This is a genomic window from Bacillus sp. KNSH39, from assembly GCF_052656585.1.
In genome coordinates, this window is the sequence record NZ_JBQXYO010000001.1 from 1712340 (window position 1) to 1728130 (window position 15791).

The 15791-nt window shown below is 33.1% G+C and carries 18 protein-coding genes and 4 pseudogenes; all 22 read right to left on the reverse strand.

Annotation, left to right across the window (positions count from 1 at the left end):
* Window positions 1-537: 537 nt before the first annotated feature.
* The 22 genes and pseudogenes from ACUL40_RS08585 to ACUL40_RS08690 all read right to left on the reverse strand — a co-directional run bounded on the left by ACUL40_RS08585 (window position 538) and on the right by ACUL40_RS08690 (window position 15777).
* On the reverse strand, window positions 538-993 hold the full coding sequence (locus ACUL40_RS08585; RefSeq protein ID WP_001113308.1) for a hypothetical protein: 456 nt from the start codon (window positions 991-993) through the stop codon (window positions 538-540).
* A gap of 16 nt (window positions 994-1009) precedes the next feature.
* Window positions 1010-1984, reverse strand: coding sequence for a hypothetical protein (locus ACUL40_RS08590; protein WP_016124898.1), 975 nt, complete (start codon window positions 1982-1984; stop codon window positions 1010-1012).
* A 17-nt stretch (window positions 1985-2001) separates the two neighbouring features.
* On the reverse strand, window positions 2002-2526 hold the full coding sequence (locus ACUL40_RS08595) for a hypothetical protein (protein WP_173426853.1): 525 nt from the start codon (window positions 2524-2526) through the stop codon (window positions 2002-2004).
* A 72-nt stretch (window positions 2527-2598) separates the two neighbouring features.
* A pseudogene (locus tag ACUL40_RS08600) lies at window positions 2599-2829 on the reverse strand (hypothetical protein); the annotation flags it as partial.
* 239 nt (window positions 2830-3068) lie between these two features.
* Window positions 3069-3261, reverse strand: a pseudogene (locus ACUL40_RS08605) (endonuclease V); the annotation flags it as partial.
* On the reverse strand, window positions 3261-3797 hold the full coding sequence (locus ACUL40_RS08610) for a SecY-interacting protein Syd (RefSeq protein ID WP_079004660.1): 537 nt from the start codon (window positions 3795-3797) through the stop codon (window positions 3261-3263). The gene ACUL40_RS08610 and the pseudogene ACUL40_RS08605, both read right to left, overlap by 1 nt.
* 92 nt (window positions 3798-3889) lie before the next feature.
* A complete protein-coding gene (locus ACUL40_RS08615) occupies window positions 3890-4231 on the reverse strand; it encodes a hypothetical protein (protein WP_071759437.1) in 342 nt (113 codons plus the stop codon).
* Window positions 4232-4479: 248 nt separating this feature from the next.
* Window positions 4480-4991 (reverse strand): annotated as a pseudogene (locus tag ACUL40_RS08620) (Imm6 family immunity protein).
* A 483-nt stretch (window positions 4992-5474) separates the two neighbouring features.
* Window positions 5475-5675: pseudogene (locus ACUL40_RS08625) on the reverse strand (PoNe immunity protein domain-containing protein); the annotation flags it as partial.
* A 130-nt stretch (window positions 5676-5805) separates the two neighbouring features.
* The gene (gene imm48, locus ACUL40_RS08630) at window positions 5806-6207 is read right to left on the reverse strand and encodes an Imm48 family immunity protein (protein ID WP_079004659.1); all 402 of its coding nucleotides are present in this window, start codon (window positions 6205-6207) and stop codon (window positions 5806-5808) included.
* 16 nt (window positions 6208-6223) lie between these two features.
* Window positions 6224-6700 (reverse strand): hypothetical protein, encoded by a 477-nt coding sequence (locus tag ACUL40_RS08635; protein ID WP_016134982.1) that lies wholly within the window; start codon window positions 6698-6700, stop codon window positions 6224-6226.
* Between the two features lie 13 nt (window positions 6701-6713).
* Window positions 6714-7343, reverse strand: coding sequence for a type IV secretion protein Rhs (locus tag ACUL40_RS08640; protein ID WP_079004658.1), 630 nt, complete (start codon window positions 7341-7343; stop codon window positions 6714-6716).
* A gap of 72 nt (window positions 7344-7415) precedes the next feature.
* On the reverse strand, window positions 7416-7607 hold the full coding sequence (locus ACUL40_RS08645; protein ID WP_071743237.1) for a hypothetical protein: 192 nt from the start codon (window positions 7605-7607) through the stop codon (window positions 7416-7418).
* Window positions 7608-7825: 218 nt separating this feature from the next.
* The gene (locus ACUL40_RS08650) at window positions 7826-8296 is read right to left on the reverse strand and encodes an SMI1/KNR4 family protein (RefSeq protein ID WP_000403325.1); all 471 of its coding nucleotides are present in this window, start codon (window positions 8294-8296) and stop codon (window positions 7826-7828) included.
* Window positions 8297-8315: 19 nt separating this feature from the next.
* Window positions 8316-9014 (reverse strand): HNH endonuclease, encoded by a 699-nt coding sequence (locus ACUL40_RS08655; RefSeq protein WP_074555386.1) that lies wholly within the window; start codon window positions 9012-9014, stop codon window positions 8316-8318.
* Window positions 9015-9193: 179 nt separating this feature from the next.
* Complete coding sequence (locus tag ACUL40_RS08660; protein WP_079004656.1) at window positions 9194-9907, reverse strand: pentapeptide repeat-containing protein; 714 nt, start codon at window positions 9905-9907, stop codon at window positions 9194-9196.
* Between the two features lie 19 nt (window positions 9908-9926).
* Window positions 9927-10706, reverse strand: a complete 780-nt coding sequence (locus ACUL40_RS08665; protein ID WP_079004655.1) for a hypothetical protein — start codon at window positions 10704-10706, stop codon at window positions 9927-9929.
* A 48-nt stretch (window positions 10707-10754) separates the two neighbouring features.
* Window positions 10755-11612 (reverse strand): ADP-ribosyltransferase, encoded by an 858-nt coding sequence (locus tag ACUL40_RS08670; protein WP_139372056.1) that lies wholly within the window; start codon window positions 11610-11612, stop codon window positions 10755-10757.
* A 397-nt stretch (window positions 11613-12009) separates the two neighbouring features.
* Window positions 12010-12498: an SMI1/KNR4 family protein gene (locus tag ACUL40_RS08675; RefSeq protein ID WP_000049179.1), complete on the reverse strand. Its 489-nt coding sequence runs from the start codon at window positions 12496-12498 to the stop codon at window positions 12010-12012.
* Window positions 12495-13319 (reverse strand): HNH endonuclease, encoded by an 825-nt coding sequence (locus ACUL40_RS08680; protein ID WP_079004653.1) that lies wholly within the window; start codon window positions 13317-13319, stop codon window positions 12495-12497. The genes ACUL40_RS08675 and ACUL40_RS08680 overlap by 4 nt, the downstream gene beginning before the upstream one ends.
* Window positions 13320-13554: 235 nt before the next feature.
* Entirely contained in the window at window positions 13555-14064 is a 510-nt protein-coding gene (locus ACUL40_RS08685) for an Imm6 family immunity protein (protein ID WP_000526867.1), read from the reverse strand.
* Window positions 14065-14079: 15 nt separating this feature from the next.
* Window positions 14080-15777, reverse strand: coding sequence for a hypothetical protein (locus ACUL40_RS08690; RefSeq protein WP_079004652.1), 1698 nt, complete (start codon window positions 15775-15777; stop codon window positions 14080-14082).
* Between the last annotated feature and the right edge of the window lie 14 nt (window positions 15778-15791).

The following is a 15791-nucleotide window of genomic DNA, read 5'->3' on the forward strand; positions in this document are numbered from 1 at the left end:
TCGCAGACAATCAAGTGGTTTAAATTCATCTGTTTTTAAGCAGCATAAATTTGTACGTTTTGTAGTAACAGTATGACACCTTTTATATGGTAACAAGTAATACATTAATACTTACGAGTTCATTATTATTGTGTCCTTTCCATGTCTTTTCAATAAAATATCATCTCGCCTAATTCTCACGCTTTTCTTTCTAATACAGTTGTAAAAATAAAAAATTCAATAGCCACTACGTTCTCCTAACGTTGCCATTGAATTCCTTTACTAAGCATGTACCTTTGTCAACGTGCAAGTAACCAACAAAATAGGCACATTTCTCAATTTATTTTCTATCTCTATTATCACCCCTCCCAAATCCAAAACATTTTTATTATTTCGAATTCAGGAGGTGAAAAGTTTAAATGCATTTGTAGTAACACATGGTGTTATTAAAATTGTACGTGGCCAAAAATAGCACATTCTAGGTGGTTATGCAATCTTGATATTAACTTATAAGAAAATCTTGATCGGATTCAAGGGTGAAGGCATACAACCTTAGGCCTATCTATAATATTTGATACACCTTTCTTGAAAAGGAATTCTATCATCAAGCAACACCTCTTCTTGCAGGATTTTTGTTATATTCTCTATTTTCCCAATGAATAATGCATAAAAGTCGCCCGAATTTGGATATAAAAACAGACCAAATCCCTTTGGTGACAGTATTTTGTTAGCCATCTTGATCTTATCGGGTAAAAATTCATAATTAAATGCTTCTAATCTCTCAAGTTCTTCTTGTGTTGCTAATTCAATTTGGTGGGCAAATTCGTAATCAAGAATAAAATTGACAATTTCTTGGTATTGCTCACCTTTATAGTCAACGTATAAAAACTGTTTCGTTGTCAATCCATATTTTAATAGGTCTTCATGTAAGTCATAACTTCCTTGTTCCTTCAAAAATGTTTCCAAATCCTTGCTATCAGGAAATATAATCTGCGCTATCCCTTGATCAGGCATCTTAGCTTCCTCCCTTTTATTGAAATAATTCTCCATGCTTGTTAGGAATATATTCCGGATAGTTTTCACGATAAAATTGATCGATCATCTGAAGTACGGGATCCCATTCAGGATATGACTCATGTTCCCCAAATACCATTCTAGCTTCTGGAGTATTCATCAAAAAATTATCGATTTGAGTAGGTACTGGCAACCCTAGTTGTTTCCTTACATGGATTAAAAATAATATTTCAAAAGGATAAAATCCGTATCTGAAATCACCAAATTCACCTAGCTGTCCGATTTCAGAAGCTAACGCAAAATGATACTGAGACATTATCGAAATTAGATATTCTATTTCTTCTAAGTCACGAGTCGACCAACGTCCTAACACTTCATCATATATATTTAGGTCTTCAGGGATTAAATCGCATCGCAGTTCAGTTTCTTTAAACTTATTTTTCACGACTAGATGCAATTTTTCATTTGTCCCCATGATGGTTTTATTTCTATACTGCAAGTATAGCTCTAGCAAAAACCAAATATGTCTATTCTCTTCATTAGCATCTATTAAATGTCCACCGAAGTGATGAACCATAAAATCATATAATATATTTTCTTCTTTCTCCCATCCATACATTGCAAAATGAACTAATGTGAGGACGACTTCTCTAAACGTATATCCCAAGATCATTCCTGGATACCTGCTTGTATAGAGATCCTGTCCCATGCACTGGTAAAATAAAACCTTCTGCATGTTCTTTAATCCTTCTGCATTGTTTCCACCGCTGATCAATACATCGTTTTTCCATAATGACAAGTGATATGAGGAAATTTTGCTTAGATTTATTAATAGTATGTGATCTTTCTCTGTTTCATTTTGCTCAACGATTTTCTCAATCTTTCTTCTACTGACATTATATTTATCTTTCACATCTTCAAATTTGATTCCATCCACAAAATTTTTGCTATATTTTTTAAAAGCCATTTCTAACTTTTTTTGGTTTATCATTGTATCCTCCCTATGAATTAATCTATTTCCTTCCATTCCTTTACCTGTAACTCATCAACGCCGAATCCAATATCAGTGATCTTTATATCTGTTTCAACTCTAATAAAATCGAATTGTAGATCCGGACGCTCCTCCATCAGATTCTCTAAGTTATCTCTAAAATTAGCATACCTAGGATCATCGCTGTTAACCATGTCTTGAAAATAAGTATCTCCACCCTTTTTCTGTTTATCCGAGTAACTAAAACTAGCGGAATCTGATGCCTTTGATTCAATAATAGTTAACTTTGGCGGCGGCCCTTTCGATAGGAATGCTGCATCTATACCATTTCTCCCCACTTGGAACAGATCGGAAACATCTTTACCTAAATCACCTTTATCCTGAGAAAAATATTTAGAATTATCGATTTTTCTTTCATACTCCTTTGCAACCTTCAAGTCATAATGATCACTAATAACATCTTTTGTATCCAACTTGTTGGCCAATTTATTTTTTTCTCGCGTTAATCTTTTGACTTCTTTGTCATTTCCCTCTATTTTCAATCTATTTATTTCTTTATCTAACTCTTTAATTTCTTTTGAGATATTGTCTGAAATGTTACTGCCATAACCAACTTTCCCCGTACCCTTAACCCCATCACTCTCCAAATTCGAGATCCTACTCTGAATACTCGCTTTTTAGGCATCATGGGCTTCTTGGAATTTCCCGCTATAGTTCGTTCCAGTTCTAGCGACACTTCCATCTGGCAGTATTTCTACACCTTTAACGAATGGGGATACGAAGTCCGCACCTTTTGCTAATGTATTTCCAATTATATAATACCAGTAATTTGGGTTAGCCTTAATTCACAAAAATAATTTTTATAAATTTATAGCATGCTTATCTATTAAAAAAGCACTTGTTGCCTTTCGTAGACAATCAAGTGCTTTAAATTTATATGTTTTTAAGTAGTATTAAATTTGTAAGTTTTTTAGTAACAGTTCGACAGCCTTACATGTTGTGACAAATCCTAAGTAAAACTTACAAGTTTATATAAATGCATTCTACTTGTAGTTATTGCTTAATAAATATAGAATACATTGTTTTATTCTCCTATTAACTTCTTCCTCATTTTATGTGTTTCTAAATCTGCTAATCTAACAGGAATAGGTAAATGACTCTCATTATTAATACAGTTCATAACAATTTCAGTACTTGTATCTAAATCAATCCAGTTCCTACAACAAACAAAAATAGGTTGAACATTTTGTCGTACTTAAAGTTCGACTATAGATTTCTATTGTTCATTCTTAAATTTCAATTGTGAAATGAGACTTTCTAAACTATTAGTTATTCGTTTATACTCATTTAATTCAAAATCTTCAACTAAAATTTCACCTGTATTGTTGTCTAGTACTATTAACATGCCATTTGATTCAAAACCAATTGGGATAAATTTAAAAATATCCTCTTTAGATTCTGCATAGTCTTTGACAAGTGAAATAAAATAATCTGGTTCAATCCCTGGAATAACGGGGTGCAAATTAATATTATAAGAAGAAACCCATCCCGTTAATTCTAAAAACCAATATGAATTGAAATACTGCTTCACCGAATCATGTAACTGAACGTTATATTGACTTTCAATTTCATCAAAGAAAAATTCCACTCCCTTCTCTATTGGTTTCCAAGAAATATATCCATATTCATCTTCTTCACCCGAATATATAAATTCATCTACATCTTCATTCCATGCTATTTGTGGTAAGGAATTGTTGTACTCCATCCATTTATCTATAAATTTTTCAAAATAGTCTTTCATAACCTCTTTCATATTAGAAATCACTCCTTAATAAGTTTCTGTAGTAACTCTGAATAAATTTTATCTTTCCACATATTCCTGCTTCTTTTTCCATATTATGAATTCTACCGAAGCTTGGTTGTTAGTTTTTGAGATAATGAAAATACTTGTCCACCTCCACCAATATGATAATGAATTAATTTCTCTTCCCTAACACCTTTAACATTATATTGAGAGAAATATTCCATAAACACCTTATCATTAACAGAACGACCATTAAAAGAATCCCACTCTTCAGCATTAGTGTACTTCTCGCCTTTCCCACCAAAAGGTATCTCAATGACTGCACGTTGATCTACAATATACACTATATCCACATTTTGAAGATGTACACCATGATATGTTCTAATCTGGTTATCAAAACCTGTATCCTTAGTTAAAACAAAAAGCGATAACTGGGTTACCAATTACCGCTTACTAAATCAAACCATTTGGTGCATTATAAAGTAACAATTATTTTATTATCTATAATAGTTCTCAAGTTGGTGTAATTTCTAATCATGTTATTACCATATGCACTAACAGTTTCATTACCATACATCCTACTTTCATAGTTATCTTTAAATTCTTTTTTATTGACTCTTCCAAACTATCGTAGCTGCTTAGTTTTTTTAATCTTATCTACTTGACATGGATAAGATTACTTTTTACGCTTTTAAATTAATGGCAAGCTATCCCTTTTTATATAATTATCGGTTTCGACACTGCCGCTTAATGAGTAATTTTCTAATAGGTATTTTTTATATTATTTAAACTTTCAATCTTAAAATAACCAGATTCTATTGCGGTTTAACCTAATATTCTTAATATTTCATCATCAATTATTTCAACCACTTGAGGAACGAATTTTCTTTTTTCCTTTTTATACGCTTGATAAATTGTATAAGACACAGCATCTAATACTGAATACCACGCATACTGTTTTTATACATCTTTCTCTTCATTCGTAAATTCAGCTACATCTATATAATCTTCGCTGTCTATATAGTTACACAAATCATCAGCATCGATTTTTTCACCTTCAAGCCACTTCCAGCAGGAATTTAGCGCTTCTCTACCAGTTTCATATCCATCTTCATCCATATTTATCATATTAAACATATTTTCTGCTATTATCAATCCTAATGCAACTTTGGCCTCTATATTGAGCTTATTAATAAAATCCATGACCATCATTCCCCACTTATTTTCTTATTTTAACCACATTTTCTATCAATCCATTTATTACCTCAAAAGATAATGTATCTCTTGGTTATTGTAAGCTTGGATCTATTTCAGTTGATACTTTAATTTTTAAATTTGGATACATATCCGTCAATTTCTTAAATATTCCTCTTTTATCATCTGGAACAGAGTCAAACAAACCCTTTGTACAAATTATAGTAACATCAATTATCTTAAGCCTTCAGGTAATGAATTTATTCCACCTTTCAATCTATAATGTGCCCAGTTTTTTAATCTTCTTTTAAATGTACTATAATCTAGGGAACTATCAATAATTTTTAACAACTCATTATGTGCTGTAGTAGAACCTATATCACCATGTTTACCTATTGGATTAACAAAATGAACTTTTTTCATCCTTAATAAAACAATTAAATGGACAAAAAAATCCACAGTGTAAAAGTTTATCACTGTGGATTCTTACATTTATTTTTCTTGGTAATGCACCATATCATAAGGGTAGTACGAAGTATCTTTCAAAGTTGAATCATCTAATTTTAAAATTTTTACGATTGCTCCACTTTCAAAACTCCAGTAACCACTATAAATGTCATTTTTATTTTCATGTGCATCGTACCCTGTTTCCGAATAAGTTCTCAAGAAACTTTCACTATAATAATTGGCTTTGAATTATCTCGACCGCTTTCTAGTTTAATATGCCCATCACTTGCTTTAGCCATTTCACTTTATTCTTTAAAAACCTTTCTCCTTCGCTCATAGAATCTAGTGAAATAGCACATACTATCTTAATTCTAATTTAAGTTGCTGTTTTAACAACTTCAATAATATCATGAAAATCTTGTGATAATTCTTCATTTCTACCATCTTTATACATGAAATATCCTTCCAATCCTCTATGAATAATAGCAAACATAGTAGGATGGAAATTTTTATCTGTGGAATTAATAAGAAACTGGCTAAATTGAACAGCAGACTCTAAAGAATAATTTAGTTTTTCGTTTAAAATCTGAATCATAGCACCTTGTATGTCAACAGGTTTAATATTTTTTTCGTGTCCTAATCCATTAAACATTCCAAAAAGGTATGCACCTAAGATTTGCTTTTCTTGTTCATCATTGATGTCTATTTTAAAAACCTTATATATGGTAGTATTTATAATATTCATACATTCATTAAGGAAATCTTTATTTTCTTCCAAAAAACTTCACTCCTTATCATATAACTTTTATATTTCCTTTAGGATATTCTCCAGTCCACCCACATGGAATATAACCATTTATATATATTTCGTATAAACAATTATAAAATTCAGACTCGCATACTAAAGAATAACTTTTATATAGTGCGATATTCATTATATCAAATAAAATTTGACTTTTCATGTTTTCTAAAAGTTGTCCTTCACTAATCAGAACAGACAATTTTTCATCAACAATAGGAATAATTTCCTTCTTTATATCCATCGCTAAATTATTCCAATTTTTATTATACATTTCTTTATAATTCTTTGATAAATGTGAAGTAACATCTCCTATTTTATCTAAACAAAGGTTCTCCCACTTTAATTGATTAATACTTTTACTAGCCAATTTTAAAGTTGGTACTATCTCAAAATCAATTTCTAATTTTCTAGTGTGTGATAAAAAATCAATTCTACATAAAGACTTCACGACTTCATTTTCTAATCTCACTTTACTTCCTCCATCAAGGTTTTGGTTTTGGTAAATTAATTCTACCCGGTATTCTAGGTACGAAATCATCAGCCAAAAGATCAGCATTTATTTGTTGCTTGATCGCTTCTGAAACTGCTTTGTTTACTTGTGCTTCTGATAACCCTGCATTAATTAAAGAATCTCTCAATGCATTGTTATAGTCTGTTAAATTAGGCTTAAGCCCTGCTAGATCTCCATTTTCCCTGTAAATATTCCGAAAATTTTCTAAACTTTTATGAGCATTGTAATGGGAGCTATCTATATCTTTAAATATATTTCCTTCCAATTTTACAGAAAGTCCGTCATTTGTTGGAATATAGTCTCTAAAAGCAGCATCTTGATTCAAATGATGTGCTTGACCTGAAATTTCTTTATTTTTCCTCAGATTTTTGTATGAATCAATTAAAATATCATCGAATTCATTAGCCCCACTGGCTCCCTTACCAATATTATCCGTGCCCTTAACCCCACCACTCTCCAAATTCGAGGTCCTACTCTGAATACTCGCCTTTGAGGCATCATGGGCTTCTTGGAATTTCCCGCTATAGTTCGTTCCAGTTCTAGCGACACTTCCATCTGGCAGTATTTCTACACCTTTAACGAATGGGGTTACGGAGTCCACACCTTTTGCTAATGTATTTTCAATTATATAATACTAGTAATTTTTGTTAACCTTAATTCATAAAAATAATTTTTAAACATTTATAACATGCCTATCTAATAAAAAAGCGCTTGTTGTCTTTCGTAGACAATCAAGCGCTTTAAGTTCATTTGTTTTTAAGCAGCATAAATTTATAAGTTTTGTAGTAACAATATGACACTTTTTATACTTCATAACAAATACTATGTTAAAACTTACGAGTTTGTACGAGTTCGTTAGTTTCATATACATTCCATGTCTTTATATTTATCGCCCGATAAAATGTCATCTCGCCTAAGCTCGTACTTTATTTTCTATTCTATCATTGCACATAATACTCTATGATGGTACAACCATCATGAGTCATTATTTTCAAGCTTCTCATTGTTTTTCTGTATCACTCAAAAATCTTTTTGGAGTTCCTTTATCTAGTTTTAATCATGTGATTTGTCTAGATAGATGTATTAGTGAAGCATACCCATAAATTCAGCAAATGTATCTGCAACATGATGACTTACTGGTTCAAGTTCAGCAGAATTCTCATGATCCCACACACAAACTTTCGGGTTACTTCTTGATTCTCTAAAATCTAAACATAAAAAATCACCGGCAAATAATACAGCAATTGGTAATAAAGCTACTCCCAGTAAATCTCCATCATCTGTAAGTCTCTCATCTAGCTGGGTCCATGTTACATCAATATCAAACATACCTATTTCAATATTTTCTGGGGCTTCAAGAATACATAAAAACCTAATAACTGCATAGCTATGGTTATTACACACAAAAGATTTCTTTTCTGGGGAACCACCATTATTAACTTTTATGAAATTCTTATAATCTACCGGTAGTTGAACTCTCCAAAATTCTTCTTTCTTTAATATTAAACTATCAGACGGTAACGGATAAATTATAGATTCTTTTTTAATTTCCATTCAAAACACTCCTTTTTTATTATCTTGGCGCATCTGCCCACATTCCTTTAGTCCTTCCACCATTATGAACAGTAATACCATGGATTCCGTAAGGAACTAGTTGCATTTTCCCTGGTACTTCAGTATGATGCCACGTATAAGAACCATTTTCCACCATAGCCCTTATATCCTCTGGAAGCCTGTTATTCAACCAGTCAAATTGCTCCACATCTCTTTTTAACCATAAATCTTTTGGAAGTTCATCTTTATGTACTACTAGACCCAGTCCTTCAAAATCAGCAAATCCATAGCGCATACCTTCTACTTTTTTCACTTCAACTTTCGGGATAAGACCTAATTCTTCAGCTCTTTGTTTTATCATTTTCCTTTTATTACTTGTTAATTTGTTCCCACCTTTAATATTATTGGCCCAAGACCAGTTTTTAATATCTATTACCTCAATATAATGTCGAGCATAATCATCTAATACATCATCAAAATTCTTAGTTCCGTTAATAAAATCAGCTATATTATTTAAATTAACTTCACTTGCTGTCTTACTTCTATCCCCCGTACCCTTAACCCCACTACTCTCCAAATTCGAGATCCTACTCTGAATACTCGCCTTAGAGGCATCATGGGCTTCTTGGAACTTCCCGCTATAGTTCGTTCCAGATCTAGCGACACTTCCATCTGGCAGTATTTCTACACCTTTAACGAATGGGGTTACGGAGTCCACACCTTTTGCTAATGTATTTTCAATTATATAATATTCCCGACTTAATCTATCTAATAATCCTTAAAAATAATCTATATTGATTTTCACTAATTTAGTAATCTCTAATATCTCTACGAAAAAAGCACTCGCTACCAATAATAGGTTTTCGAGTGCTCAAATGTATATACTTCCCATCATATTTAAATCATTTTTAAGATTTGTTCCTTCACATTTTCGTCAAACTTGGCTCCTTCTACCTGTGCTCCCTTCCAAACTACATTGTCTAGTTTGGCACCGGTAAAATTCGCATCCGTGAAATTCCCATTTAAAAGGTTCGCTCCTGTTAAATCCGCGTTTGTAAAATCTGTATTTCTAGCATCTACTTCTGATAAATTAGCATCTTCTAAATATGCTTTTTCAAAGTTACCTTCTGTAAGATTCGCGTTGCTGAAATTTGTTCCTGTACAATCAGCCTGTTCCGCATTGATTCCTGCCAAATTTGCATGGCGAAAAGTAGCATGATTTAATATCGTTCCAACTAATTCTCCATATGAAAAATCAACTTCATCAAAACATGTTTCAAAACAACTACTTATATTTACCTTTGCATATTTCATATTGGCTTTAGAGAAATTAGCTTCACCAAATCTACAATCTGCAATATGTATTTCCTCTAAATTACAGCTCCTGAAATCAGCAAACTCAAAATCACAATCAAAAAAAGATGCTCTCATTAGTGAAGAAGCTCTTAAATGGACTTGTTTTGCCATGATTCCCTCTGCCATCACCTCTGACAAATCTGAAAAAGTAAGATCTAAATCACTCATATCTAGTCCATCTATAACCTCATCATTGTATTGAGATCTATTTAATATTTCCATGACTCTTATTCTATCATTACCATTCTCATTCATTATTACGATCTCCTTTCATTTAGCTTTTCAGATAGTCCTTCCAAGCAATATTTGGAGAATAAGTTACACCCATTTGATCTTCATCAAAACTTGGTATAGCCATTACTTGTGCTGGTTCCAAATACTTCATTACTTGTAGCCAATTATCAAGTAATGTATCACTATCACTCCCTAATGGATTATTTAAAATATCAATACAAAGCCCACCCCAATCTAGCTCAGATACCACAGCTGGACTATTTTGTAATAATTCCTTATCAAACATTTCTAAAATATGACCACTAAAGTATGTTCTAGCGCCTATCCCTAAGGGACCGTTAGGAAGAAACCTAACCGGTATTGGCTGGGAAGATATTTCCATCCACATCTGTAAACGTTCACGGTCGGTATTCCACGGATATGATAAAGGCCAAAAAATTTGAGTTACTCCGTAACTTGGTTTCGCAGCTTCTGCGATTTGATCAGATAACTCAAAAAAAGCAGACCATAATTTTTTAGGTATTGATTTATGAAACTCAAACTCTAAAAATGAACGATGGCTCCAGTTAACTTGAAAACGTCCTGTGTAGTTCACAGATTTATCACGATACAGGTAAACTTCTGATACTATACGCTCTGAAACTGCTTTTTCCAGAATTTTCTGACGGTTATATTCTACCCGTACCGTTTCACAGTTGCCCCAATGAGTAGGAGCAAATTTTTCATTTGACTCAAACACATCCAAAAGACGACCTAATAATTCTTCTTCGTTAAAAGATACTGTAGGATACATTGTAATTGTGAAAAAATCTGGTTTCATGTATATCCCCCTTAATATTAAAAAATATAGTCACATAATAATTTTTATTCACAGCTTTTTCCACCTACCTCCACCAGGTAAACGTGTATTGTTCTCCCATTTATGAGTCACTTTACCGCTATTTGGATCAGTGTAGTAAACATCACTATCCTTACCCAAAGGCCCACTTGGTCTTGGATGAGGAGGAATCCCATTCAAATCGGGTTTATCGCTTGATATTGTCACAATATGACTTCCATTTTTATCTTCGAGCATCTCTCTTTCAGCTCGCATTTGACTGTCATTATGAATAACGTGTTCTTTGTCACTTATTTTGTGTTTGTGATCATGAACTAAATCGATTTCATCCTTAGCATTACGACCTATACTATCTGGACGCGTAAGATGCCCTTCACTGGATGTATACGTAACAACCTTGCCGGAGTTATTGTCCTCTAATGTACGATTTAGGTGTTCTCCCAAAGCTTTTCTTCCTTTTATTTCTTCTTCTCTTCCACGCTCTTGACTTTTCCTTAAATTTTCACGCTTAACATCCCACTCTTTACGTTCTAAAGGCTCTTTTGTTTCTTCACAATGACGATTATACCTAATGTTATCTGCTTCCTTGTAATCCCCCCGTGCTTTGGCTTCATCTATTTTTATTCGATAGTATTTTTCTCTTTCCGGGGTTAGTTTAATTTTGTTTGGGTTTGCGTTACTACCACCACTACCCTTAGCAAGTTGATAAGCGTCATCCTTAGCTGCCGTACTTGCCTTTGAAAACTTTCCAGTTACTTCTCCAACAGTTGAAGGAAGCTTCACTCCTATTCCAGTATCCACCATCCTAACCGCTACTGGAATAGGAGTATTTTTCATAGCATCTAGTGCATTCTTTAAAGTCTTATTTTCCCTAGGCGATTGTACCACATTATTTCTACTCTAAAACACAAAAAAGCACTTGTTGCCTCAAATAGACAATTAAGTGCTTTAAGTTCATATGTTTTTAAGTAGCATAAATTTGTAAGATTTATAAGATCTGTAAGTTTTGTATTAACAGTACGACACCTTTTACATGCCATGACAACTACTACGTTAAAACTTACGAGTTTTTACGAGTTCGTTAGTTTAATGTACATTCCATGTGTTTATATTCATCGCCATGTAAAATGTCATCTCGCCTAATCTCGTACTTCGTTTTCTATTCTATCATTGCACACAGTACTCCATGATGGTACAACCATCATGGAGTATCTATTTTCAAACACCCTATTATTTTTTCTATCCACTTCACATAAACTTTATTTTTCATTCATCATTATATTTTTTAATCGTGTAATTTACTTAAAAAATCAGTAAATGTATCTGCAATGTAAAATACATTTTCTCTTGCACGTTCTTCCACTTGTTCTTCTGTTAATCCTTCTTCTCGCATCAACATTTCTTTTTCACCAGCATTTTCATGTTCCCAAAATACCACAACAGGGTTATTTTTGTCATTTTTATAGTCAAAACATATTAAATTTCCCGCTGGGTCAAAAGCAAAAGGAACTAATTCTGCCGGTAGTGTATCCTTGTAATCATCAAATACTTCTATAATATTTTCATCATCATCCATATCGTAACTTAATAACGTTCCAAAAACCTTTCTTTTCCCTTCAACTTCAAACACCTCTGGACTAACATGCGCTCCATTATTCTTCATCACACATTCTATATAATCTAAAGGAAAATTAATGTTCAATTCCTGTTCAACATTCTTTACATCTTCTCGTATAATAGGTTCATCTGGTGATCTCCATTGTACCTTACTCATCTGATTCCATCCCCCCATAATGCATTTCCACCTAAATGGTTAACTTTATGCGTTTTAGACACTACTAACTGCATTTTACCAGGTACTTGATGATGATGCCAAGTCAATCCTTTTATTCTAGCTTCCTCATTATAAATATCCCGGAGCTGTTTCTCTGTAAAGATTTCCTTTGGTATATCTCCCTTCTCTATTGCTTCTTTTAATGCCTTTGTACAGAACTTAAACTGTTTATCATCAGATGCTATAAACATCCCTTTATCCAACTTTGTTTGAAACTTAACAGCATCTCCTTTAAAAATAGGAAATCCTAGTACATCGTAGTCTACACCTTTCACATGTGTACCTCCCGCTAATGATTTATTTAAAATATTATTTTTAGGTGAGGCATTCAAATATTCATCAACATAACCTACCACTTCTTTAAACTCTTCAACACTATCATACCCAAATTCTTTGATGGTAGTATCATCTACTTGTTTTAAGAAATCTTCAACACTATCATATCCCTTAGGAACAATTGATCTATTAATCAAGTTCCCGTCTTTATCGTAATTATTTTTAATTACTTCGTCAATTTCAGATCTATGAACAGCGTTACCCGTACCCTTAGTACCACCACTTCCCCGTATCTCCGCAAGCGAAGCTCTAACACTATCAATCTCATCTTGTATCTTCTGATTACTATCAATGCAGTGCCCATGTACCCAGCCTTCTACGTTAGTTCCAACACGTTCGAGAGTTCCGTTATCATTTGTTCTGTAAACAGGAACTTTGACACTTGCTAAGACAAAATTAAAAGGAATGAATCCTACACAATACAAGATTCATTCCTCACTAGATGCTTATAATATTTGTCTAACTTTTTGGGTTCACTTCACAATCAAGTGTTTTTTTAAACTTTAAGTGCAGTTTAACAAAAAAATATTAAGAAACCTATATCAATTTATTACAAATAGCAATGCTCTATATGTCTAATATATGCAAACTAGCTTAATTATTCTTTATAAACAAACCAAGAGCTAAATATTATAAAAAATCCCCAAATTTATTACTTACTTAAAATATATTTATAAAATCTTCTCTTTTTGTTGGAATTTCAGTATTTGTACTCGAGTAATTATTAATAACTGTTTCCATTTCTTTGATTTCCTCTACAGTAATAAAGCTGGTTTCCACTGCACTATTTAAGAAAATTGTAATACTATCGGTAGTAATACTTTCTAATGACTGTGGTAAATATTTTACTTTTTCATTTTTATAGGCTTCCCAAGAAGTATAAGCGACAGCATCAACTAATAGTGACCAGATCCTAGCAATATTCAAATCTTCTTCTTCCTCTGCAAATTCTGAAATTCCTGTAAAGTCTGCGTTATCAATAAGCTCATATAATTCATCCCCAGTAACAGCATGAGATTCAATCCATAACCAACATTTGTCCAAGGCTTCCCTTCCATCCGGATATCTTTCATCATCCTTGCTGATTATAGAAAATACTCTTTCAGCAACTGCTAAAACAAAGCCTACTTTAACTTCTTTTTGTAAATTCTCGATTAATATATTACCCATAATTTCCTCCTTAAATTATTCAATGATCTTTCCATCTTTTAAAACAAAAGATAACAATCCATTAGTTTTAACACTGCCATCAATCTCCGATGTTACTTCTATTGTTAAGTTAGGATATTTTTTGCTAGCTTGATAAAATATACCACTCTTTTCAATAGGATGTGGTTTCAGTAATCCTTTGCTACACTTATTACATACACCTCTTGGGTTAGATTGATGAATTCTAAGTGTACCCGTTACTTCCGTTGGTTCGATTCCTGCTTTTTTTATAGCATAATCAAACTCATTTAAAACTCCTTCTTCAGCATGTCTTGTAAACTGTGCTAACTTAGGATTTTTTAAATGGTCATATGGAGCCCTAATCTCCCTATTTGGTAAGATTGTATCCAATGAAGGCAGTCCAGCTTCTTTTCTAACTTCTGGAGACCCTCCTTCAAAAGCCAAATCCCTAAGGCCTTTTACATCTGTTTTACCAACTGCTATTGTATTAGTCTCTGGAACATTCCACTTTTTCCGTAAAGCATCCAAATCTTCTTTACCTAATTGGATTTTACTATTACCCGTACCCTTAGCAAGTTGATAAGCGTCATCCTTAGCTGCCGTACTTGCCTTTGAAAACTTTCCAGCTACTTCTCCAACAGTTGAAGATTCTATATAAGGAAGCCTCATTCCTATTCCAGTATCCACCATCCTAACAGCTACTGGAATAGGAGTATTTTTCATAGCATCTAGTGCATTTTTTAAATTCTTATTTTCCTTAAGCGATTGTACCACATTTCCACCCAAATTTGGATTAAAACCAGGCATTCCTTCTTTGAATTTTAATAATTTCGCTAAATCAGCTAATTCACTCGTGCCTTTGAATGCTTTTACTCCTTTTCCTACTGCTCCAACAACTGGGATTGCGTCTAATCCGCCAAAAATGATGTTTCCTACCCGCTCTTCTTGGCTCAATTTCCGGTGTGTTCCCCAGTCTTCTCCGTCGATACCGCTTTTTATTTGTACACCTCCGTATACTACCGCGGCAGCGGCCCCGAGTGGTGGGCAAAGGATTGTTGTGATGATGATTCCTACGCCTATTCCTATGTCTCGCACCATTTCTAGTTTTTTCTGTTCATCTTCTATCGATTTGTATTCAAATCCTCGTGTGGATGGGACTACTTTCTTGTATTCTTCATAATTTAATTTTGCATCTGGATTTTGTTTTTTTAGTTCTTTGTATTCTGCCCTAAGTACGTTATCAAATGCAGGTGAATCTCTAAAAATATCTTCTACTGTTATTTTATCTTTCTTCTTCTGTATTGTTTGTGGTACACTTCCGTAGCCTGCATGCGCACCTGGTAATACTGTCGTTGTTGTGGAGCCAATTCGGTTATTTGTTTCAAAACTGAGAATAGATGTATCTCTCATTTTTTGAGCGAATTTATCCATTTCTACTAAAAAAGGTTTATCTATATGTTCAGACACCAATCGCCCTGCTTCTCCGCAATATTTTTGTAATGTCGTATAACTATCAAGTAATTCCCCGATTTTTTGCGATTGATCTTTAGGATTAAAATGTATACTACCATCCGAGTCTAAATCTCGTATTCTTCCATCAATTCTTTTTAATGATTCATTTGCTTCCCGTAATTTCATGAGTGCATCTTTTGTAATTCGATTCATACCATCCCCCATGTTTTGCCATGGTTCAGGTCTATATTTCACATCCATTTCGTTTTCATCCC